The following is a 20,426-nucleotide window of genomic DNA, read 5'->3' as shown; positions in this document are numbered from 1 at the left end:
CCCTAATCTTAGGCAATTTGCATAGAGCGGCTGCCGCCGCCGTCCAAATCACCGATTGCGCTTGATTTTCTTCGGCGAGGCCAGTGAAATGGCTTCCAGAGGGGAGCACGCGATTGGCAGCGTTCGATGAAATGCTTCCGGAAACCTCCGGACTGAGAAGACCATATCAGGCTTACGATCGCTGGCTGAAGCAACAGGACCCGGCCAGGCTTACCCAGAAAATGCAGGATGCCGAGCGGGTCTTCCGCAAGACCGGCATCACCTTCGCCGTCTATGGCGAACAGGAAGCCTCGGAGCGGCTGATCCCCTTCGACATCGTTCCGCGCATCATTTCCGGCCAGGAATGGCGCCGGCTGACGCAGGGCATCGAGCAGCGCGTGCAGGCGCTCAATGCCTTCCTCGACGACATCTATCACCGCCAGGAAATTCTGCGCGCCGGACGCGTTCCGAGAGAACTCGTGGCGAAGAACGATGCGTTCCTGCCAGAGATGATCGGGGTGAAGCCGCCGGCCGGCGTCTATACCCACATCATCGGCGTCGACATCGTCCGCATCAGCGAGAACGAATTCTACGTCCTGGAGGACAATGCCCGCACGCCGTCGGGCGTCTCCTACATGCTGGAGAACCGCGAGACGATGATGCAGCTCTTCCCGGAGCTGTTCCAGCAGATCAAAGTGCGGCCGGTCGAGAACTACCCGCAGCTGCTGCGCCAGTCGCTTGCCGCGGTGCGGCCGCAGAGTGCCAAGGGCGCGCCCACCATCGCCGTGCTGACGCCGGGCAGCTACAACTCCGCCTATTTCGAGCACGCCTTCCTTGCCGACCAGATGGGCGTGCAACTGGTCGAGGGGCAGGATCTGCGCGTCGTCGACGGCCATGTCACCATGCGCACGACCGAAGGTTACAAGCAGATCGACGTGCTCTACCGGCGCGTCGACGACGCCTTCCTCGATCCGCTGACGTTTAGGCCGGATTCCGCGCTGGGCGTTCCCGGCATCATGGACGTCTACCGCGCCGGCAACATCACCATCGCCAACGCGCCGGGAACCGGTATCGCCGACGACAAGGCGATCTATTCCTACATGCCTGAAATCGTCGAGTTCTACACCGGCCGCAAGGCGATCCTCGGCAACATCCCGACCTGGCGCTGTTCGGAGCCGGACAGCCTGAAATATGTGCTGGAGCACATCGGCGAGTTGGTCATCAAGGAAGTGCACGGCTCCGGCGGTTACGGCATGCTGGTGGGCCCGGCGGCGACCAGGAAGGAATGTGAGGCGTTCGCCAAGAAGCTGCAGGCGAAGCCGGCGAATTACATCGCCCAGCCGACGCTGGCGCTGTCGACCTGCCCGATCCTGACCGAGAAGGGGCTGTCGCCGCGGCATGTGGATCTCAGGCCTTACGTGCTGGTCTCGGACCGCATCCAGATCGTGCCCGGCGGCCTGACGCGGGTTGCGCTCAAGGAAGGCTCGCTGGTCGTCAATTCCTCGCAGGGCGGCGGGACGAAGGATACGTGGGTGCTGGATGATTGAGACAAGGGAATAGGCAGTAGGGAATAGCGAATAGCGAAAGAGGGGGATAAGACGGCGATCAATTCCTACAGAGATCTGATTGTTTGGAAGGCGGCCTTGGACTTGGCGGTAGATTGCTACTCGGCGACGAAAGGCTTTCCGAACAGCGAGGCGTATGGAATGACTTCCCAAACACGACGCTCGGCTGCCTCTATTGCCGCAAACGTCGCGGAAAGTCATGGCCGAGAGAATACCGGATCCTTCATCCAATTTCTTCGAATGGCGCAAGGCTCCCTCAAGGAGTTGGAAACGCACGTGATCTTGTCGGAAAAGGTTGGTTTGTTGGTCGAGAAAGAGTTGGTCCGCTTGCTCAACCAGGCTGAAGAAGTTGGCAAAATGCTCCGATCGGTGATCAGGAGTTTGCAGCAGAAATCATGAATGTGAATTTTCTCTATTCGCTATTCCCTATTGGCTATTCGCTCAGCATTAGGGCAACCTGACATGCTACTCGGYCGCACCGCCAACGGTCTCTACTGGATGAACCGCTATATCGAGCGGGCCGAAAACATGGCGCGCCTGGTCGATGCGGRCCTGCGCATGGCGCTGACGCGGACACAAGACGCGTCYGAGGAATGGAATTCGGTGCTGCTCAGCGCCGGCTCCGACCATGCCTTTTCGCTGAAATATAAGGACTATACGGCTGCCAACGTCTCCGATTTCCTGCTGCGCGATACGTCAAACCCGTCCAGCACGATGGCGTCGATCGAGACGGCGCGCAACAATGCGCGCATGGTGCGCACCGCGCTGACCCGCGAGACCTGGGAGAGCATCAACGAAGCCTGGATGTCGCTGAAGCGCATGCTGGCAAGGCCGATCGACGAGCGCGACCTGCCGACCGTGCTCGACGCCATCAAGCGCGAGACGGCGCTGATCCGCGGATCCTTCTACGGCACCATGCTGCGCAACGAGATCTTCGACTTCTCGCAGCTCGGCACCTATGTCGAGCGCGCCGACAACACGGCCCGCATCCTCGATGTGAAATATTATGTGCTGCTGCCGTCGATCTCCTGGGTGGGCTCGACGCTCGACAACTATCAATGGGAGTCGATCCTTCGTTCGGTGTCGGCGCACCGCTCCTATCGCTGGGTCTATGACGCCGACTACAAGCCGACCAACATTGCCGACTATCTGATCCTCAACGTGCGCATGCCCCGCTCGCTGACCTTCTGCTACCGCTTCCTCGGCGAGCACCTGAGGTTCCTCGCYGACGACTATGGCGAGCGCCACGCGTGCCATGCAACCGCCGAGAAGATCCAGGCGATGCTGAAGAAGGGCTCGATCAAGGACATATTCGACCACGGCCTGCACGAGTTCCTGGCCGAGTTCATTCGCGACAACACCAGGCTGGGCGATGAGATCGCCCAGGACTACCGGTTCTACTGAGCGCCGAAGGGGCGGGCATCATGCGGCTCAAGATCACCCACCGGACCGAGTATCGCTACGACGCGCCGGTGCAGTATCTGCTGCAGCGGCTTCGCCTGCTGCCGATGAACGGGCATACGCAGACCGTGTCTTCCTGGGCAATCAAGATCGACGGCGCGCGCGAGGAGGTGCGTTTCAACGACCATTTCGGCAACGACACGCGACTCGTGAGCGCCGATGGCGGCCACAACACCATCACTGTCGAGGCAGCTGGCGAAGTGATGACGCGCGACACGACCGGCGTGTCAGGCCCGCACCGTGGATTGGCGCCGCTCTGGCTTTTCGGCCAGGAAACGCAACTCACCGCCGCCGGCGATGGCATCCGCRAGCTCGCTCGAGAGGTGGGTGAGGGGCCTGATATCGAGCGGCTTCACAGGCTGATGAGCAGCATTCGCGAGCGCGTCGCCTACAAGCCCGGCGCGACCAGCGTTGTGACGCCGGCGGAAGAGGCCCTGGTGTTGAAGAGCGGCGTCTGCCAGGACCACARCCATATCTTCACCGCCGCGGCGCGCGTCATGGGTTTTCCCGCCCGCTATGTCAGCGGCTATCTGATGATGGACGCGTCCGTCGAGCAGGCGGCGAGCCATGCCTGGGCCGAGGCGCATGTAGCGGGCCTCGGTTGGGTCGCCTTCGACCCMGCCAACGRCATCTCCCCCGACGAACGCTATGTGAGGGTGGCAACGGGCCGCGACTATCGCGATGCCTCGCCGGTGTCGGGAATATTGCTCGGACAGGCGCAAGAGAAGCTTGCCGTCACTGTCACGGTCGAGCAGTAATCGCGGCACGATTCGCTGGTGAAAGAGCGACCATGACCTATTGCGTTGGCCTCAAGATCGATCGCGGGCTCGTGTTCATGTCGGACACGCGCACCAATGCCGGCATGGATTCGATCTCGACCTTCAAGAAGATGCATGTCTGGGAAGAACCCGGCGAACGTGTCATCGTGTTGATGTCGGCGGGCAACCTTGCCACCACCCAAGCCGTCGTCAGCCTGCTGGACGAGCGCAACAAGGCGGTCACGGATCGCCATGAGAAGCTGCTCGAGACACCATCGATGTACCAGGCGGTGCGGCTGGTCGGCGAAACGGTGAAGGAGGTGATCGCGCATTCGTCGCCGAACGGCGACAAGGCCGATTCCTATTTCAACGCCTCCTTCATCCTCGGCGGCCAGATCAAGGGTAGTCCGCCGCGGCTGTTCATGATCTATCCAGAGGGCAATTTCATCGAGGCGACCGACGACACACCGTTCTTCCAGATCGGCGAGACGAAGTACGGCAAGCCGATCATCATCCGCGCCTATGACCGCGCGATGAGCCTTGCCGAGACGGTCAAGCTGCTCCTGGTTTCCTTCGACTYGACGCTGAAATCGAACCTGTCGGTCGGCCTGCCGCTCGACTTGCTCTTCCTGGAGAAGGACGTCTTCACGGTCGCCCTCAACAAGCGGATCGGCYTGGACGACCAGTATTACCGCGCCATTTCCGAGGGCTGGTCGAGCGCGCTCAAGACGGYCTTCGCCAGTCTGCCGGACTTTCCGGGGTAGGGCGCTGCAACRCACGCGGCCCCGTTGCCTCAACATGACTGAAAGCTGAAGCGGCCCGATGTGCCGCCCATTCGGCGGGCTGCATGAACAACGAAGAATTTCCGCAACTGGTCGAGGCGTGCGGCCGRCAATCGCACCAGGCGAGAAAATTCCGGAGTATCGAGGCCTCTCCACCTTAGACCGCCGAGCCGATCGAAAATCTTCGGCGGTTTCGAAGCGAAGATCGTGTTCAGCTGATTACGCATTTGCAGCATCCGCGCCATGAGGACGCTCGCCGGTTGCGGACAGGTTTGCCTTTGCAATCACATGAAGTTCATTAGCCGGCTTAAACCTTTTCATCGCTTTCGTTTTCCGATATAGACGTGAAAAACGAAAATGGGAGGATTGCCGGATGTTTCTTTCGCCACGCCATGCCGAGATCATTCAGATGGCGAAGGACCATGGCCGGGTGCTGGTCGAAGATCTTGCGACCCATTTCAACGTGACGCCGCAGACGATCCGCAAGGACCTCAATGATCTATGCGATCAGCGCCTGCTGACGCGCATCCATGGCGGGGCGCTGTTCCCGTCCGGCATCGAGAACATGGAATACGAGGCGCGGCGCAAGATCGCCGCCGAGGAGAAGGAGGCGATCGGTCGCGCCGCCGCCAGGCTGATCCCCGACAACGCCTCGCTGTTCATCAACATCGGCACCACGACGGAAGCCGTCAGCAAGGCGCTACTCGACCATAACGGGCTTATGGTCATCACCAATAATATCAATGTTGCCAACAGGATGCGCATCTATCCTTCGATAGAGGTGGTGATCGCCGGCGGCGTGGTGCGCGGCTCCGACGGCGGTGTCGTCGGCGAGGCCGCCGTCGATTTCATCCGGCAGTTCAAGGTCGACTACGCCGTCATCGGCGCCTCGGCCATCGACCATGACGGCGCGCTGCTCGACTTCGATTTTCGCGAGGTTAAGGTGGCGCAAGCCATCATCGCCAATGCGCGTCACGTGATACTCGTCTCCGACCAGACCAAATTCGAGCGCACGGCGCCGGTTCGCATCGGCCATCTGTCGCAGGTCAACACCTTCATCACCGACCGTTGCGACATCCCTTCGGTGCGCAGGATCTGTGAGGAAACGGAGGTTCGTTTGATCGAGACGGCGCTCGGATAACGCGTTTTCACAAGCAGCTCACACGCCTGTGATATTTCGTTTGACATTCGTTCTTAGTTCGAAATAATTCCGCCACGGTTTCGCGAAACACGAAAATGGTGCAATGCGAAATCGTGGAGGAACCCTGTGAACGCATCCCCGATCCATGACATTTTCGTCATAGGTGGCGGCATCAATGGCTGCGGCATCGCCCGCGACGCCGTTGGCCGCGGATTTTCGGTTTTCCTGGCCGAGATGAACGATCTCGCCAGCGGGACGTCCTCCGGCTCGACCAAGCTGATCCATGGCGGCCTGCGCTATCTCGAATTTTACGAGTTCCGACTGGTGCGCGAAGCGCTGATGGAGCGCGAGGTGCTGTGGAAGAACGCGCCGCACATCATCTGGCCGATGCGCTTCGTGCTGCCCTATGCCAAGGGCCTGCGCCCGGCCTGGCTGATCAGGCTCGGCCTGTTCCTCTACGACCATATCGGCGGGCGCAAGCTGCTGCCGGCGACCAAGACGCTGGACATGGCCACCGATCCGGCCGGCAAGCCGTTGAAGCCGCTGTTCCGCAAGGCGTTCGAATATTCCGACGGCTGGGTCAATGATGCCCGCCTGGTGGCGCTCAATGCCCGCGACGCGGCCGACCGTGGCGCCGTCATCCGCACCCGCACCAAAGTCACCAGCGCGCGCCGCGACGGTCCGCTGTGGACGATCAAGATCCAGAATGCGCTGACCGGTGAGAGCGAGGAAGTCCGCGCGCGCCTCCTCGTCAACGCGGCCGGGCCGTGGGTCGATCAGGTGCTGGCAAAAGCAGTCGGCCAGAACGACGTGCACAATGTCCGCCTGGTGCAGGGCAGCCACATCGTCGTCGGCAAGAAGTTCGACGACCCGCGCGCCTACTTCTTCCAGAACAAGGACGGGCGCATCATCTTCGCCATTCCCTATGAGGAAGAGTTCACGCTGATCGGCACGACCGATCGCGACTATCCGGGCGATCCGCATGACGTGAAGATCAGCGACGCCGAGATCGACTATTTGTGCGCCGCGGCGAGCGAATATTTCGCGCAACCCGTCAAACGGTCGGACATCGTCTGGACCTATTCGGCCGTGCGCCCGCTCTATGACGACGGCGCCTCGAAGGCGCAGGAGGCGACGCGCGACTATGTGCTGAAGGCCGAAGGCGGGGAGGGCGCGGCCCCCTTGCTCAACGCCTTCGGCGGCAAGATCACGACGTTCCGCCGGCTGGCGGAATCGATGCTGGAGAAGATCGAAGGGTTTCTCGGCAAGCGCGGCAAGCCATGGACCGCCAATGCACCGCTGCCCGGCGGCGATTTCCCCGCGACCGAGTTCGATGCGCAGGTTGCCAGGCTGAAGAACGCCTATCCGTTCCTCGACCAGCGGCTGGCGCGCCGTCTCACCCGGCTCTACGGCACGCGCGCCGAGAAACTGCTCGGCCTTGCCAAGTCGGCTGCCGATCTCGGCCGCAATTTCGGCGCCGACCTTTACGAGGCCGAGGTGCGCTACCTCGCCCAGAACGAATGGGCGGTCACCGCCGAGGATGTGCTGTGGCGCAGGACAAAGCGCGGCCTGCATTTCAGCCGCGAGCAGACAGCGGCGCTCGAAGAATTCATGCATGGACTAAACCGGCGCCACGTCGCGGCGGCCGAGTGACGACCGCCCGATAATGCGCTGGGCCTGGGAGGAGGCGTGATGCTGGAGTTGAGGAACGTGACGAAGACGGTCGGCGCGCAGGAGCATATCCGCGACGTGTCGCTGACCCTTCAGCACGGCTCGCTGAACGTCCTGCTCGGCCCGACGCTTTCCGGCAAGACCAGCCTGATGCGGCTGATGGCGGGCCTCGACGCGCCGACATCCGGCTCCGTCTGGTTCGACGGCAAAGATGTCACCGGGCAGCCGGTGCAGAAGCGCAACGTCGCCATGGTCTACCAGCAGTTCATCAACTATCCGGCGATGACGGTCTACGAGAACATCGCCTCGCCGCTGCGGGTCGCCGGCGTCGAGCAGGCCAGGATCGACAAGGAAGTGCGCAGCGCCGCGGCGCTGCTCAAGCTCACGCCCTATCTCGACCGCACGCCGCTCAGCCTGTCTGGCGGCCAGCAGCAGCGCACGGCGCTCGCCCGCGCCATCGTCAAGAACGCGAGCCTAGTTCTGCTCGACGAGCCGCTCGCCAATCTCGACTACAAGCTGCGCGAGGAATTGCGGGCCGAGCTGCCGAAGATCTTTGCCGCCGCCGGCACCATCTTCGTCTACGCGACCACCGAGCCGCATGAGGCGCTTTTGCTCGGCGGCAACACGGCAACGCTGTCGGAAGGCCGCGTCACGCAATTCGGTCCGACCGTCGAAGTGTTCCGCAAGCCGGTCGACCTGGTGACGGCGCGGACCTTTGCCGATCCGCCGCTCAACACCATCGTGCTTGCCAAAAGGGGATCGGATTTCCTGCTTGATGGCGGCGTCAAGCTGCCGGTGCCGCCGGAACTGCTCGGCATCCCGGACGCCGGCTATACGATCGGCTTCCAACCGCACCACCTGTCGCTCGAACGTCCCAATGCCAGCGCCGTGCCGGTGCGGGCCAAGGTGACCGTCACCGAGATCACCGGCTCGGAGAGTTTCGTGCATCTCGACTTCGCCGACGCGCGCTGGGTGATGCTGGCGCACGGCGTCCTCGATTTCGAGACCGACGACGAGGTCGAGGTGTTCATCGACCCGCGCCACATCATGGTTTTCGACCAGAACGGCCGCGCCGTGACGGCCTCGAAGCTGGCGGCCTGAGGAGGAAGCGATGGCGCGCATCGAGGTCMACCACATCCGCCACTCCTATCTGCCCAACCCGCGCAAGGATTCGGACTTTGCGCTGAAGGAAGTCCACCACACTTTCGAGGATGGCGGCGCCTATGCGCTGCTCGGGCCGTCGGGCTGCGGCAAGACCACCCTGCTCAACATCATCTCGGGGCTGCTCCACCCGTCGCATGGCCGGCTRCTGTTCAACGGTCGGGATGTGACCAGGCTTTCGACGCAGGAGCGCAATATCGCCCAGGTGTTCCAGTTCCCGGTCATCTACGACACCATGACCCTGTACGATAATCTGGCCTTTCCGCTGCGCAATCGCCGCGTGCCGGAGGCCGATGTCGACCGCAAGGTGCGCGAGACGCTCGAAATGATCGATCTCGCCTCGATGGCCAACAGGAAGGCGCGCCGGCTGACCGCGGACCAGAAGCAGAAGATTTCGCTCGGCCGCGGCCTGGTGCGCTCGGACGTCAACGCCATCCTGTTCGACGAGCCGCTCACGGTCATCGACCCGCACATGAAGTGGGTGCTTCGCTCGCAGCTCAAGCAACTGCACCGCCGCTTCGGCTACACCATGGTCTACGTCACGCACGACCAGACCGAGGCGCTGACCTTCGCCGACCGCGTCGTGGTCATGTATGACGGCGAGATCGTGCAGATCGGCACGCCGGCCGAACTGTTCGAGCGCCCGCGCCATACATTCGTCGGCTATTTCATCGGCTCGCCGGGCATGAACGTCCTGCCGGTCGCCCTCGAGGGCAAGGTGGCGATGCTCGGCTCGCAGCGCATCGAACTGCCGGGCGTGCCGAATGCCGAAGCCGGCGCCGTCGAGCTCGGGATCCGCCCCGAATATGTGCGACTCGGCCGTGATGGGATGGCCGTGTCGGTCAGCAAGGTCGAAGACGTCGGCCGCCACAAGGTGGTTCGCGCCACTCTCGAGGGCAAGGAGATCGCCGCCGTGATCGGCGAGGACGACGAGGTGCCGGCCGAACCCAGGGTCCGTTTCGACCCGGCCGGCATCAACATCTATGCCGGTTCATGGCGCGTCGAGATGGGGGCATAGATGGAAAAGACCTGGAACAACAGGGCCTGGTTCCTTGTCCTGCCGGTGCTGGTGCTGGTGGCGTTCTCGGCCGTCATCCCGCTGATGACCGTCGTCAACTATTCGGTGCAGGACACTTTCGGCAACAACGTCTTCTTCTGGGCCGGCACGGAGTGGTTCGAGGATCTGCTGCACTCCAAGCGCTTCTGGGAAGCGATGGCGCGGAACCTTGTCTTCTCCTTCATCATCCTGGCGATCGAAGTGCCGCTCGGCATCTTCATCGCTCTCAACATGCCGAAGAAGGGCTGGGGCGTGCCGGTCTGCCTGGTGGCGATGGCGCTGCCGCTGCTCATTCCATGGAATGTGGTCGGAACGATCTGGCAGGTGTTCGGTCGCAACGACATCGGCCTGCTCGGCTATTACGTCAACGCGCTCGGCTTCAACTACAACTACGTCCAGGATCCGTTCGACGCCTGGGTCACCGTCATCATCATGGACATCTGGCACTGGACGAGCCTGGTCGTGCTGCTCTGCTATGCCGGCCTGGTCTCGATCCCGGACGCCTTCTATCAGGCGGCCAAGATCGACGGCGCGTCGCGCTGGGCGGTGTTCCGCTACATCCAGCTGCCGAAGATGCAGCGCGTGCTTCTGATCGCCGTGCTGCTGCGCTTCATGGATAGCTTCATGATCTACACCGAGCCCTTCGTCGTTACCGGTGGCGGTCCCGGCAATTCGACGACTTTCCTGTCGATCGACCTCGTCAAGATGGCGCTCGGCCAGTTCGACCTCGGTCCGGCGGCGGCAATGTCGCTCGTCTACTTCCTCATCATCCTGCTGTTGTCATGGGTGTTCTACACCGTGATGACCAACTACGACGCGGAGYGCTGATATGGCGGGCGCGAACGAGAGAGCGACCAGCGTGGGCGAAACCGCCATCACCGAAGTGGGCAGCAAGCTGTCGCAGGACGAAGTCTYCCGGCTGATGCGGCGTCGCGGCGAGGAATCGCGCTGGTGGTGGATCGTGCCGACGATCTACATCATCGTGCTTTTGCTACCGATCTACTGGCTCATCAACATGAGCTTCAAGACCAACCAGGAGATCGTATCCTCGCTGACGCTCTTTCCGCACGAGCCGACGCTGCGCAATTACACGATCATCTTCACCGACAGGTCCTGGTATTCCGGCTACATCAATTCGATCACCTATGTGGTGATGAACATGGTGATCTCGGTGGCGGTGGCGCTGCYGGCGGCTTATGCCTTCTCGCGCTACCGCTTCCTCGGCGACAAGCACCTGTTCTTCTGGCTGCTCACCAACCGCATGGCGCCGCCGGCGGTGTTCGCGCTGCCGTTCTTCCAGCTCTACTCGGCCTTCGGGCTCATCGACACGCATATCGCGGTGGCGCTGGCGCACTGCCTGTTCAATGTGCCGCTGGCGGTGTGGATCCTCGAAGGCTTCATGTCCGGCGTGCCGAAGGAGATCGACGAGACCGCCTATATCGACGGCTATTCCTTCCCGCGCTTCTTTCTGAAGATCTTCATGCCCCTGATCGCGAGCGGCATCGGGGTGGCCTGCTTCTTCTGTTTCATGTTCTCGTGGGTGGAACTCCTGATCGCGCGCACGCTGACCACGACCGACGCCAAGCCGATCGCCGCGACCATGACCCGCACCGTCTCGGCCGCCGGAATGGACTGGGGCCTGCTCGCCGCCGCCGGGGTGCTGACGCTGATCCCCGGCGCGCTCGTCATCTGGTTTGTCCGCAATTACATCGCCAAGGGCTTCGCCCTGGGGAGGGTGTGATGAGACGAACGCAGGAATTCGTCCGCAATGCCGTCACCGATGGCCTCGTCCCGGGGAGGATCTGATCCATGAACCTCGACTTCTCCTGGATGGCGTGGACTTGGCCTACGGCCGCCTTCTTCATCGTCATCGCGTTGATGCTCTGCGGCATGGGCGTGTGGGAATATGTCTCGCCCGGCGGCAATCCGCGCGTCGGCGTGCTGCGCTTCGAGACGACGCGCGGCGACCGCCTTTTCGTTTCGCTGCTCGGCAGCGCCTTCATCCATCTCGCTTGGCTGGGTCTGATTGGGCCCAACCTGTGGTGGGCTCTCGCTCTCTCCGTGGTCTACGCGATTGGCGTATTCCGATACGTATAGAGGGGGAAATGTTGGAGCGGCCGCGTGCCGGCGGCCGCCCCAGATCGCACTTGCAACCTAAGACTGGAGGAGACACATGCGACGGCAAATTTTAACATCAACGACGGCGCTCGTACTATTGCTCGGGGCCGGGAATGCCTATGCCGGGATGGACGAGGCAAAATCCTTTCTGGACAAGGAGATAGGCGACCTTTCGACGCTTTCGCGCGCCGACCAGGAAAAGGAGATGCAGTGGTTTATCGACGCGGCCAAGCCGTTTGCCGGCATGGAAATCAAGGTCGTGTCGGAAACCATCGCCACCCATTCCTATGAATCGCAGGTGCTCGCGCCGGCCTTTTCCGCCATCACCGGCATCAAGGTGACGCACGACACCATCCAGGAAGGCGACGTCGTCGAGAAGATCCAGACCCAGATGCAGACCGGCCAGAACCTCTATGACGGCTGGGTTAACGACTCCGACCTTATTGGCACGCACTGGCGCTACCAGCAGGTGCGCAACCTGACGGACTGGATGGCGGGCGAAGGCAAGGACGTCACCGATCCGATGCTCGACGTCGACGATTTCATCGGCAAGTCGTTCACCACGGCGCCGGACAGCAAGCTCTACCAGCTGCCCGACCAGCAGTTCGCCAACCTCTACTGGTTCCGCTACGACTGGTTCAACGATGAGAAGAACAAGGCCGACTTCAAGGCCAAATACGGCTACGACCTCGGCGTTCCGGTCAACTGGTCGGCTTATGAGGACATCGCCGAATTCTTCACCGGCCGCGAGATCGACGGCAAGAAGGTCTTCGGCCACATGGACTACGGCAAGAAGGACCCCTCGCTCGGCTGGCGCTTCACCGACGCATGGCTCTCCATGGCCGGCAATGGCGACAAGGGCATCCCGAACGGCAAGCCGGTCGACGAGTGGGGCATCAAGGTCGACGAGAACTCGCGCCCCGTCGGCTCCTGCGTCGCCCGAGGCGGCGACACCAACGGCCCGGCTTCGGTCTACGCCATCCAGAAGTACCTCGACTGGCTGAAGGCCTATGCGCCGCCGGAAGCGCAGGGCATGACCTTCTCCGAATCGGGTCCGGTGCCCTCGCAGGGCGCGGTCGCCCAGCAGATCTTCTGGTACACGGCCTTCACCGCTGACATGGCCAAGCCTGGCCTGCCTGTCGTGAACGACGACGGCACGCCGAAATGGCGCGTCGCACCGTCGCCGCACGGCGTCTACTGGAAGGACGGCATGAAGCTCGGCTACCAGGACGCCGGTTCGTGGACGCTGCTGAAGTCGACGCCGACCGACCGCGCCAAGGCCGCCTGGCTCTATGCACAGTTCGTGGTGTCGAAGACGGTCGACGTGAAGAAGAGCCATGTCGGTCTCACCTTCATCCGCGACTCCACCATCCACGACAAGAGCTTCACCGAACGGGCTCCGAAACTCGGTGGTCTGATCGAGTTCTACCGCTCGCCGGCACGCGTGCAGTGGACCCCRACCGGCACCAACGTTCCGGACTATCCGAAGCTGGCGCAGCTCTGGTGGCAGAATATCGGCGACGCCTCTTCGGGCGCCAAGAGCGCACAGGAAGCGATGGATGCGCTCTGCGCCGACCAGGAGAAAGTGCTGGAGCGTCTCGAGAAGTCGGGCGTCCAGGGCGACATCGGCCCGAAGATGGCCGAGGAGCACGACCTCGACTACTGGAACAAGGAAGCCGTCTCGAAGGGCAACCTTGCGCCGCAGCTCAAGGTCGAGAACGAGAAGGACAAGCCGATCACCGTCAACTATGACGAGCTGGTCAAGAGCTGGCAGAAGTAACTGCATGGCTTGGGCGTGCTCGCCCATCCAGGAAATGCGGGGGAGGCGGCTTTGCCGTCTCCCCTGTTGCATGAGAAGCGGAGGGACGGAATGAGCGGTTTTGTGCTGGCTATCGACCAGGGAACGACATCGACGCGAGCGATCCTGTTCGACGACAGGATGAAGGTGGCAGGCGTCGGCCAGCAGGAATTCACGCAGCATTATCCGGCTTCCGGCTGGGTCGAGCATGACCCGGAAGACATCTGGGGAAGCGTGGTCGCGACGGTGAAGGCGGCGCTGAAGGCGGCCGGCCGCACGGCTTCCGATGTGGCGGCAATCGGCATCACCAACCAGCGCGAGACCGTCGTCATCTGGGACAAGGCGACCGGCAAGCCGATCCACAATGCCATCGTGTGGCAGGACCGTCGCACCGCGCCGCTCTGCCAGAAGCTCAGGAAACAGGGGCTGGAGAAGAAATTCACCCGCAAGACCGGGCTGCTGCTCGACCCCTATTTCTCAGGCACCAAGATCGCCTGGATGCTGGACAAGGTGAAGGGCGCAAGGAAGCGCGCCGAGAAGGGCGAACTGCTCGCCGGCACGATCGACAGTTTCCTGATCTGGCGGCTCACCGGCGGCAAGGTGCACGCCACCGACGCGACCAATGCCTCGCGCACGCTGGTGTACAACATCGAGAAGAATGTCTGGGACGACGAACTGCTGGCCATCCTGAACATACCGGCCGCGCTCCTGCCGCAGGTGAAGGATTGCGCCGACGATTTCGGCGTCACCGAAGAGAGCCTCTTCGGCGCCGAGATGAGGATACTGGGTGTCGCCGGCGACCAGCATGCGGCGACCATCGGCCAGGCCTGTTTCGAGCCAGGCATGCTGAAATCTACCTACGGCACCGGCTGCTTTGCGCTGCTCAACACTGGCGCCGATCTGGTGCGCTCGAAGAACCGTTTGCTGACCACCATCGCCTACCGGCTGGACGGCAAGACGACCTATGCTCTGGAAGGCTCGATCTTCATCGCGGGCGCCGCCGTGCAGTGGCTGCGTGACGGCATCAAGGTGATCGGTAAGGCCGAACAGAGCGGTGCGCTGGCGGCCGCCGCCGATCCCGCGCAGCAGGTCTATCTGGTGCCGGCTTTCGTCGGGCTCGCCGCGCCGCACTGGGACGCGGACGCGCGCGGCGCAATCTTTGGGCTGACACGCAATACGGGGCCGGCGGAGTTCGCGCGCGCCGCGCTCGAATCCGTCGCTTTCCAGACGCGCGACCTGCTCGACGCCATGCGCAAGGACTGGAAGAGCGCCTCTGCCAAGACCGTGCTTCGCGTCGACGGCGGCATGGTGGCCTCCGACTGGACCATGCAGCGGCTGGCCGACATTCTCGACGCGCCGGTCGACCGGCCGACGATCCTGGAGACGACCGCGCTGGGCGCGGCCTGGCTAGCCGGATCGAAAGCCGGCGTGTGGCCAAAGGCGAAGGACTTTGCGAAGACCTGGGCGCTCGACCGGCGCTTCAAGCCGGAGATGGATTCAGCTACGCGCTCGGCGAAACTCGCGGGATGGCGCGATGCTGTTCGCAGGACGCTGAGTGCGCGGTAAGGCTCGTCAAAGAGAGAGCCCGCGCCGCGGCGCGGGCTCGGTCAACGGTCCCCGGGGGTACTGAATGCCCTCAGTAAGGGGATCGGCACTCACGCCTTACGCCGCCGCTGGAAATGTAGGTGTTGTCCGAGGCGCGATAGGTTCTGTAGTGGTCGTAGCACCACTGCACATGTGCGTCGCCGCGGTAGATACGGTTGTTCTCGCTGTTGACGATGGCGCCGGTGATCAGCGCGCCGGTGGCGAACGCGGCCAGCGGGAACCAGAAATCGCCGTGACGGCGGTAGCCGCGGTGATATTCGCGATAGCCGCGATGGCCGTTCCAGTACACGGCACCATTGCGTTCATAAATGCCGCTCCGATTGAAACTACGGCGCTTCCTCCAGTCCTGGTACTGTACTGTCTGGACATTCGACAGGTCCGGGCCTTGTGGCACATAATTCGGCTGCGCATTGACTGGCACGATCTCCGCCGCGGCGAAAGAAACCGATAGAGCGGTCGCCAGCAGACCCGATGAAATCTTGGTCATGGTTTTCTCCTCGTGGATTGTTGCCGTCCCTTGCAGGAGGCAAACGGGACCGGCAGTGCAATTGTTCCGTTAATCGCCACACCGCGTTCAATGAGCCACGGCCGTCGACACAGGCAGCCGGCTCGGAACAAGAACATTAATTAAAACAATAACTTAATCTCTTATGCGCGAATCCGATCAAGACGACATGCCCGAGGGATGCGTCTCTCCGCCGAGCTTGCCGGAGGCAAGGTTCGGGGAGGGCCCTGATGTCGCGAAAAGCAAGCCTTGCGGACGCTCTTTTTCCGGTTGACCGGCCGATGCACTCTCCCTATGTTCCCGCGCAATTTCGAGGGCGGCGTTTCCAGCCCGCGGGAGCGCGTAGCTCAGCCGGTAGAGCAACTGACTTTTAATCAGTAGGTCATGGGTTCGAATCCCATCGCGCTCACCAAGATTTCCGGAAAATTCGTGGAGTGCTGCGGTTGCCAATTGGCTTGGCAGTCATCCGCCGGAATTGTCCACCGGCACGGGCAGCCGGCTTGCATGGGCGGAGCGGTTGCGCAATGCTGCTTGCGGGGAGTGGTGTTCGTAATGTCGATTCCGTGGAAARCACACCACTATGTTTGTTGACTATTACGAAGTTCTGGAAATCAGCCCGAACGCAAACTCGGAAACGATCGAGCGGATATTCCGTTATTTTGCAATGCGCTACCATCCCGACAATCGGGAAACCGGCAATGAATCACGCTTCAGCGAAATCGTGGAGGCCCATAATACGCTCAAAGACCCGGTCAAGCGCGCGCAGTACGACGTTCGGTATAGGGACCAATTGATTCTCCGTCGCGAGCTGACCGAGGAGGCGGCCGATCCCAAAAGCGTCGAACGGGATTCCGTCATTCAAGCGAAACTTCTCTCACTTCTTTATGTAAAACGCCGGCAAGACGTCAATCATCCCGGCATCGGCGACTCGGAACTCGAACGCTTGTCGGGCTGCCCGCGCGAACATCTGGAGTTTCATCTCTGGTATCTGAAAGCAAAAGGCTGGATATGCAGGATCGAAAACGGGATGCTGGCGATCACCGTGGAAGGGATCGATCGCGCCAATTCCGAACACGGTCGTGAAGCCACCGCCACCAGGCTGCTCAATCATACACGCTGAAGCGCAGCGCCGAAGGGTGCTTGGCTGTCGACCCGTTTCCCTTCTTGCAGTCCTAATTCCAGGAGATCCGAACGAGCCCTTGGAAGTTCTCTGCTTGGTCAACGCTCTTCATCAGCGCAATGCGATATGCGCTCTTATTTGCCAAGCCATCCCAGACAAAGAACGCAGCGACGGCGGCGGCGATCAGAAGGATCGGTCGCATCGGAACCTCCCTCAAAGCTCCTCGTACGCTCGTTGATTATTATGCTCCTAGCCGGAATTGAATGCAAGCAAGTGCTAATATAACGTTGGCGTGGGTGAGGGAGGCACTAATGCTGACGCGAGACCAATGCCGCTGAAGGCTTACCCGAAATGCCGATCGCTTCGGCGAGGACGGAAGTTGAATCGGGGCGGGCACCGTGGCCGCCATGCAAGAAGGATCGATCAGTGTCTGCGGCCGATTGCGTTCCCGTGTCCAGTCTTATCCATCTGGATGACTCGCGTAGCGTCCCGTTGCGGACAGGCTTAAGGGGGGGGCGAAATTGGCCGAGAAGAAGGTGATCGCAGTCAAAGACTGGACCTGCGTCATGAGCGACGAGCTTGGCCGTGTGGCGGTGACGATCAACCCGACCGAAGGCGAGCCGATCCTGATCTTGATGACGATTTTTCAGGCGGCGAAGATGGGGCGCGAACTGCAGTCGCCGAAGCGGACACAGCTGCCTATCTAGCAGGGCATTCATTTCAGCATCAGCGCAGAGCAGCGGCGCCAAGCTTGTGGCCAGGCGGGGCGGTGGTTAAAGTCGGCCTCCCGAGGGAGGCTCCATAATGGCACTTCACCTTTCGGTAGATGCGTCTGCCCCAAAGGCGGCGACGCCCGGCAAGTATCTCTTCGGCCCGGTCGTCGACTTCCTCATGCTCGGCGGCAGTGCGTTTGTGATCCTGCCAATTCTGTTGTTGGTGCCGCTCGAATATGAAGCTGTCGTCGCCGCAACAATGGTGGTCGTGGCGTATCTGATCAACTATCCCCACTTCGCCCACTCATACCAGATTTTCTATCGCAATTTCGGACGGAAGGTGAGCGGGGACGGGTACGATCGAGGCCTGCAGTTTCGCTACATTTTCGCGGGCATCGTTGTTCCCCTGGTAATGACTTCCTTCTTTGCCTATGGCGCGGCGACGGCGAACGCACGCCTGCTGGGCTATGCGGCCAATGCCATGTTCTTTTTCGTGGGCTGGCACTACGTCAAGCAGGGCTACGGCATGCTGATGGTGGACGCCGTCCTGAAGCGCAAATTCTTTAACGACCGGGACAAGAAGGTGCTGCTGGTCAACAGCTACGCCGTGTGGATCCTGGCATGGCTGCAGACGAACACGGCAGTCACCCAGGGGAAATATTACGGCCTGGATTATTACACATTCGCGGCTCCTTCCTGGATCGCTGGCATTGCCCTGCTGGCGGCCGTCRCATCGACGGCAGCCACGGTTCTGATGTTGGTCAATCGCTGGCGAAGAAATGGCCGTGCCCTGCCGTATAACGGCATCGTGGCCTACGTGGCGTCGCTCTATCTGTGGATCCTGATTGCGAGAATAAATCCGCTCTGGCTGCTCGTGATACCCACGCTTCACTCGCTGCAATATCTGGCGGTGGTCTGGCGATATCAGACCAATGTCGAGCGCGACGTTCCGGATGCCGCAGGAGAGCCGGAACCAAGGATACTGTCCTTTCTTGGACCGCTCTACAGGCTGCGGGTGCTGGGATTTATCGTCGGGGGCGGGGCGCTAGGATATCTCGGTTTCTGGCTAATCCCGATGGCGATGACAGCTTTGATCCCCTACGACAGGCAAGTCCTCGGATCCTCGCTGTTCTTCTTCATCGTGCTGATCTTCATCAACGTGCACCACTATTTCCTGGATAACGTGATGTGGCGGCGCGGCAACCCGGAGGTCTCGCGTTATTTGTTCCGCTAGAGCGATTTCATGAGTGCCCGAAAACCAGCGAGACATTCCCGCCGGCGTGGCGCTCGAGCCGTCCGGCGAGGTCGAGTTCCAGCAGCACCATCGCAATCTGCGCGGCGCTCAGGCCGGTGTGGCGGATGATCTCGTCGACGGCGACAGGCGTGGGCCCAAGCGCTTCCAGCACGTCGGCGCGCTCATTGTCGCCCGGCGGCGGCATTGCCGACAGGTCGGGCGCCTCGGCGAGCGGCGCGTGGCGGGAAACGCGAACGCCGGCGAGTGGTGCCAGCGCGGCCAGGACGTCGGCGGCTTCGGTGACGAGCGTGGCGCCGTCCTTGAGCAGGGCGTTGGAGCCCGCGGCGCGCGGGTCGAGCGGCGAGCCCGGCACGGCGAAGACCAGCCGGCCCATCTCGTTGCCAAGACGGGCGCTGATCAGCGAGCCGGAGCGCTGTGCGGCTTCGACCACAACCAGTCCGAGCGCCATGCCGGCAACAAGCCGGTTGCGGCGCGGAAAATCCTGCGCCCGCGGCTGCCAACCGAAAGGCATTTCCGAAACGATGGCGCCGCCGCGCTCGGCGATGTCCTCGCACAGGCCGGCGTTCTCCGGCGGGTAGGGGACATCGAGACCGCCGGCCAGCACGCCGATGGTGCCCGTGGAAAGACTGCCCTGATGCGCCGCAGTGTCGATGCCGCGCGCCACGCCAGACACGATTGCGTAGCCGTCGCGACCGAGATCTGCCGCCAGCATGCGCGCCATCTTGATACCAGCGAGCGAGGCGTTGCGGGCGCCGACGATCGCCACCGCCGGCAGGCGGAACACCGCGCCTTCGCCCTTCACCGCCAGCAGCGGCGGCGGGTTGTCCGTGGTCTTCAGCATGGACGGATAGTCGGCCTCGCCGATACCTACGAAGCGGGCGCCGGCGCGGCCGGCCCTTTCCAACTCCGCTTCGGCTTCAGCCACCGGCGGAATGCGCACGATGCGGCTGGCGCCGCCCGAAATCATCAGTTCGGGCAGCATTTCGAGCGCGGCTTCGGCCGAGCCGAAGCGATTGATCAGCTCGCGAAACGAGGCCGGGCCGACATTCGGCGTGCGGATGAGGCGAAGCCAGGCAAGCCGCTGCCGGTCGCTGAGGCGCGGGCCGGCGGTAGGCCCGCTCACCCGTGCGCCCCGATCTTGCTCTCGTTGCCGGCGAGCAGCCGCGAGATGTTGGCGCGATGCTTGACGAAGACGATCAGGCTCATCAGCGCGAACAGTCCGGCGATCTGAGGCGCGCTGATGAAATAAAGCGCGATCGGCACGACAACAGCCGCCGTCAGGGCTGCCAGCGAGGAGTAGCGGAACAGGAAGGCCATGGCGAGCCAGACAACGGCGAAGACCAGCATGCCTTGCCAGGAAAGGCCGAGCAGCACACCGAGATAGGTGGYGACACCCTTGCCGCCCTTCAAGCCGAGCCAGACCGGGAAAAGATGGCCGAGGAACGCGCCGAAGCCGGCGGTCAGCGCGAACTCGGGCGCGAAACGACCAGCAATCAGCACGGCGGCGGTGCCCTTCAGCGCGTCAAGCAGCAGCGTCGCGGCGGCGAGGCCCTTGTTGCCTGTGCGCAGCACATTGGTCGCGCCGATATTGCCGGAGCCGATGTTGCGTACATCGCCGAGGCCGGCCGCACGGGTGATCAGCAGGCCGAAAGGGATCGAGCCGAGCAGGTAGCCGAAGATGAGCGCGAGAACGTAACCCATTGTTTCCCCCACAAAATCCCCAAGCGATCATCGACG

General features: G+C 62.2%; 21 protein-coding genes and 1 tRNA gene. 18 read left to right on the top strand and 4 right to left on the bottom strand.

What is annotated here, in order from left to right; translation table 11 throughout:
- The first annotated feature begins 113 nt into the window (after nt 1-113).
- From ORS3428_RS15865 to glpK, 14 genes are all read left to right on the top strand, one after another.
- On the top strand, nt 114-1,526 hold the full coding sequence (locus ORS3428_RS15865) for a circularly permuted type 2 ATP-grasp protein (RefSeq protein ID WP_071099180.1): 1,413 nt from the start codon (nt 114-116) through the stop codon (nt 1,524-1,526).
- A 57-nt stretch (nt 1,527-1,583) separates the two neighbouring features.
- Nucleotides 1,584-1,943 (top strand): four helix bundle protein, encoded by a 360-nt coding sequence (locus ORS3428_RS15860; RefSeq protein ID WP_274534811.1) that lies wholly within the window; start codon nt 1,584-1,586, stop codon nt 1,941-1,943.
- A 63-nt stretch (nt 1,944-2,006) separates the two neighbouring features.
- Nucleotides 2,007-2,948, top strand: a complete 942-nt coding sequence (locus tag ORS3428_RS15855; protein ID WP_071099179.1) for an alpha-E domain-containing protein — start codon at nt 2,007-2,009, stop codon at nt 2,946-2,948.
- Nucleotides 2,949-2,968: 20 nt separating this feature from the next.
- Nucleotides 2,969-3,763: a transglutaminase family protein gene (locus ORS3428_RS15850; RefSeq protein ID WP_071099178.1), complete on the top strand. Its 795-nt coding sequence runs from the start codon at nt 2,969-2,971 to the stop codon at nt 3,761-3,763.
- A gap of 32 nt (nt 3,764-3,795) precedes the next feature.
- On the top strand, nt 3,796-4,527 hold the full coding sequence (locus ORS3428_RS15845) for a peptidase (RefSeq protein ID WP_071099177.1): 732 nt from the start codon (nt 3,796-3,798) through the stop codon (nt 4,525-4,527).
- A gap of 391 nt (nt 4,528-4,918) precedes the next feature.
- Nucleotides 4,919-5,686, top strand: a complete 768-nt coding sequence (locus ORS3428_RS15840) for a DeoR/GlpR family DNA-binding transcription regulator (RefSeq protein WP_071099176.1) — start codon at nt 4,919-4,921, stop codon at nt 5,684-5,686.
- Nucleotides 5,687-5,812: 126 nt separating this feature from the next.
- Nucleotides 5,813-7,339 (top strand): glycerol-3-phosphate dehydrogenase, encoded by a 1,527-nt coding sequence (gene glpD, locus ORS3428_RS15835; protein ID WP_071099175.1) that lies wholly within the window; start codon nt 5,813-5,815, stop codon nt 7,337-7,339.
- A 39-nt stretch (nt 7,340-7,378) separates the two neighbouring features.
- The gene (locus ORS3428_RS15830) at nt 7,379-8,458 is read left to right on the top strand and encodes an ABC transporter ATP-binding protein (protein WP_071099174.1); all 1,080 of its coding nucleotides are present in this window, start codon (nt 7,379-7,381) and stop codon (nt 8,456-8,458) included.
- Nucleotides 8,459-8,468: 10 nt separating this feature from the next.
- Nucleotides 8,469-9,536, top strand: coding sequence for an ABC transporter ATP-binding protein (locus ORS3428_RS15825; protein ID WP_071099173.1), 1,068 nt, complete (start codon nt 8,469-8,471; stop codon nt 9,534-9,536).
- Nucleotides 9,537-10,403 (top strand): carbohydrate ABC transporter permease, encoded by an 867-nt coding sequence (locus ORS3428_RS15820; RefSeq protein ID WP_071099172.1) that lies wholly within the window; start codon nt 9,537-9,539, stop codon nt 10,401-10,403.
- Between the two features lie 94 nt (nt 10,404-10,497).
- Nucleotides 10,498-11,316: a carbohydrate ABC transporter permease gene (locus tag ORS3428_RS15815; protein WP_071099296.1), complete on the top strand. Its 819-nt coding sequence runs from the start codon at nt 10,498-10,500 to the stop codon at nt 11,314-11,316.
- Nucleotides 11,317-11,384: 68 nt separating this feature from the next.
- Entirely contained in the window at nt 11,385-11,672 is a 288-nt protein-coding gene (locus tag ORS3428_RS15810; protein ID WP_071099171.1) for a DUF2160 domain-containing protein, read from the top strand.
- 76 nt (nt 11,673-11,748) lie between these two features.
- Nucleotides 11,749-13,473 carry an ABC transporter substrate-binding protein gene (locus ORS3428_RS15805; protein ID WP_071099170.1) on the top strand — a complete coding sequence of 575 codons (1,725 nt, stop codon included), beginning with the start codon at nt 11,749-11,751 and terminating at the stop codon, nt 13,471-13,473.
- A gap of 90 nt (nt 13,474-13,563) precedes the next feature.
- Nucleotides 13,564-15,057: a glycerol kinase GlpK gene (gene glpK, locus ORS3428_RS15800; protein ID WP_071099169.1), complete on the top strand. Its 1,494-nt coding sequence runs from the start codon at nt 13,564-13,566 to the stop codon at nt 15,055-15,057.
- A gap of 70 nt (nt 15,058-15,127) precedes the next feature.
- On the opposite strand, the gene ORS3428_RS15795 is transcribed toward glpK, so the two are convergent.
- A complete protein-coding gene (locus ORS3428_RS15795; protein WP_071099168.1) occupies nt 15,128-15,583 on the bottom strand; it encodes a BA14K family protein in 456 nt (151 codons plus the stop codon).
- A gap of 354 nt (nt 15,584-15,937) precedes the next feature.
- Here ORS3428_RS15795 and ORS3428_RS15790 point away from each other — a divergent pair.
- Together ORS3428_RS15790 and ORS3428_RS15785 are read left to right on the top strand one after the other, a co-directional pair.
- Nucleotides 15,938-16,013: transfer RNA gene (locus ORS3428_RS15790), tRNA-Lys, on the top strand.
- Between the two features lie 168 nt (nt 16,014-16,181).
- On the top strand, nt 16,182-16,721 hold the full coding sequence (locus tag ORS3428_RS15785; protein ID WP_071099167.1) for a J domain-containing protein: 540 nt from the start codon (nt 16,182-16,184) through the stop codon (nt 16,719-16,721).
- Nucleotides 16,722-16,773: 52 nt separating this feature from the next.
- Here ORS3428_RS15785 and ORS3428_RS33330 read toward each other — a convergent pair whose 3' ends face one another.
- Nucleotides 16,774-16,923: a hypothetical protein gene (locus ORS3428_RS33330; protein WP_157895965.1), complete on the bottom strand. Its 150-nt coding sequence runs from the start codon at nt 16,921-16,923 to the stop codon at nt 16,774-16,776.
- A gap of 319 nt (nt 16,924-17,242) precedes the next feature.
- Here ORS3428_RS33330 and ORS3428_RS15780 point away from each other — a divergent pair, with 319 nt between their 5' ends.
- On the top strand, nt 17,243-17,428 hold the full coding sequence (locus ORS3428_RS15780; RefSeq protein ID WP_071099166.1) for a hypothetical protein: 186 nt from the start codon (nt 17,243-17,245) through the stop codon (nt 17,426-17,428).
- A 97-nt stretch (nt 17,429-17,525) separates the two neighbouring features.
- Nucleotides 17,526-18,668: a hypothetical protein gene (locus ORS3428_RS15775; protein WP_071099165.1), complete on the top strand. Its 1,143-nt coding sequence runs from the start codon at nt 17,526-17,528 to the stop codon at nt 18,666-18,668.
- A gap of 7 nt (nt 18,669-18,675) precedes the next feature.
- On the opposite strand, the gene dprA is transcribed toward ORS3428_RS15775, so the two are convergent.
- Nucleotides 18,676-19,812, bottom strand: a complete 1,137-nt coding sequence (gene dprA, locus ORS3428_RS15770; protein WP_071099164.1) for a DNA-processing protein DprA — start codon at nt 19,810-19,812, stop codon at nt 18,676-18,678.
- Nucleotides 19,809-20,390, bottom strand: a complete 582-nt coding sequence (plsY, locus tag ORS3428_RS15765) for a glycerol-3-phosphate 1-O-acyltransferase PlsY (protein WP_071099163.1) — start codon at nt 20,388-20,390, stop codon at nt 19,809-19,811. Before plsY ends, dprA begins: the two co-directional genes overlap by 4 nt.
- Between the last annotated feature and the right edge of the window lie 36 nt (nt 20,391-20,426).

The sequence above is a fragment of the Mesorhizobium sp. ORS 3428 genome, assembly GCF_001854785.1.
Classification (GTDB): Bacteria; Pseudomonadota; Alphaproteobacteria; order Rhizobiales; family Rhizobiaceae; genus Mesorhizobium.
The sequence above is the reverse complement of the archived record's forward strand: the minus strand, read 5'-3'. Positions and strand labels throughout refer to the sequence as shown.

Coding starts and splice junctions, on each gene's coding strand:
- ORS3428_RS15840 (WP_071099176.1), top strand. CDS start 4,919: ATGTTTCTTTCGCCACGCCATGCCGAGATCATTCAGATGGCGAAGGAC.
- ORS3428_RS15830 (WP_071099174.1), top strand. CDS start 7,379: ATGCTGGAGTTGAGGAACGTGACGAAGACGGTCGGCGCGCAGGAGCAT.
- ORS3428_RS15810 (WP_071099171.1), top strand. CDS start 11,385: ATGAACCTCGACTTCTCCTGGATGGCGTGGACTTGGCCTACGGCCGCC.
- glpK (WP_071099169.1), top strand. CDS start 13,564: ATGAGCGGTTTTGTGCTGGCTATCGACCAGGGAACGACATCGACGCGA.
- ORS3428_RS15795 (WP_071099168.1), bottom strand. CDS start 15,583: ATGACCAAGATTTCATCGGGTCTGCTGGCGACCGCTCTATCGGTTTCT.
- ORS3428_RS15785 (WP_071099167.1), top strand. CDS start 16,182: ATGTTTGTTGACTATTACGAAGTTCTGGAAATCAGCCCGAACGCAAAC.
- ORS3428_RS33330 (WP_157895965.1), bottom strand. CDS start 16,923: ATGCGACCGATCCTTCTGATCGCCGCCGCCGTCGCTGCGTTCTTTGTC.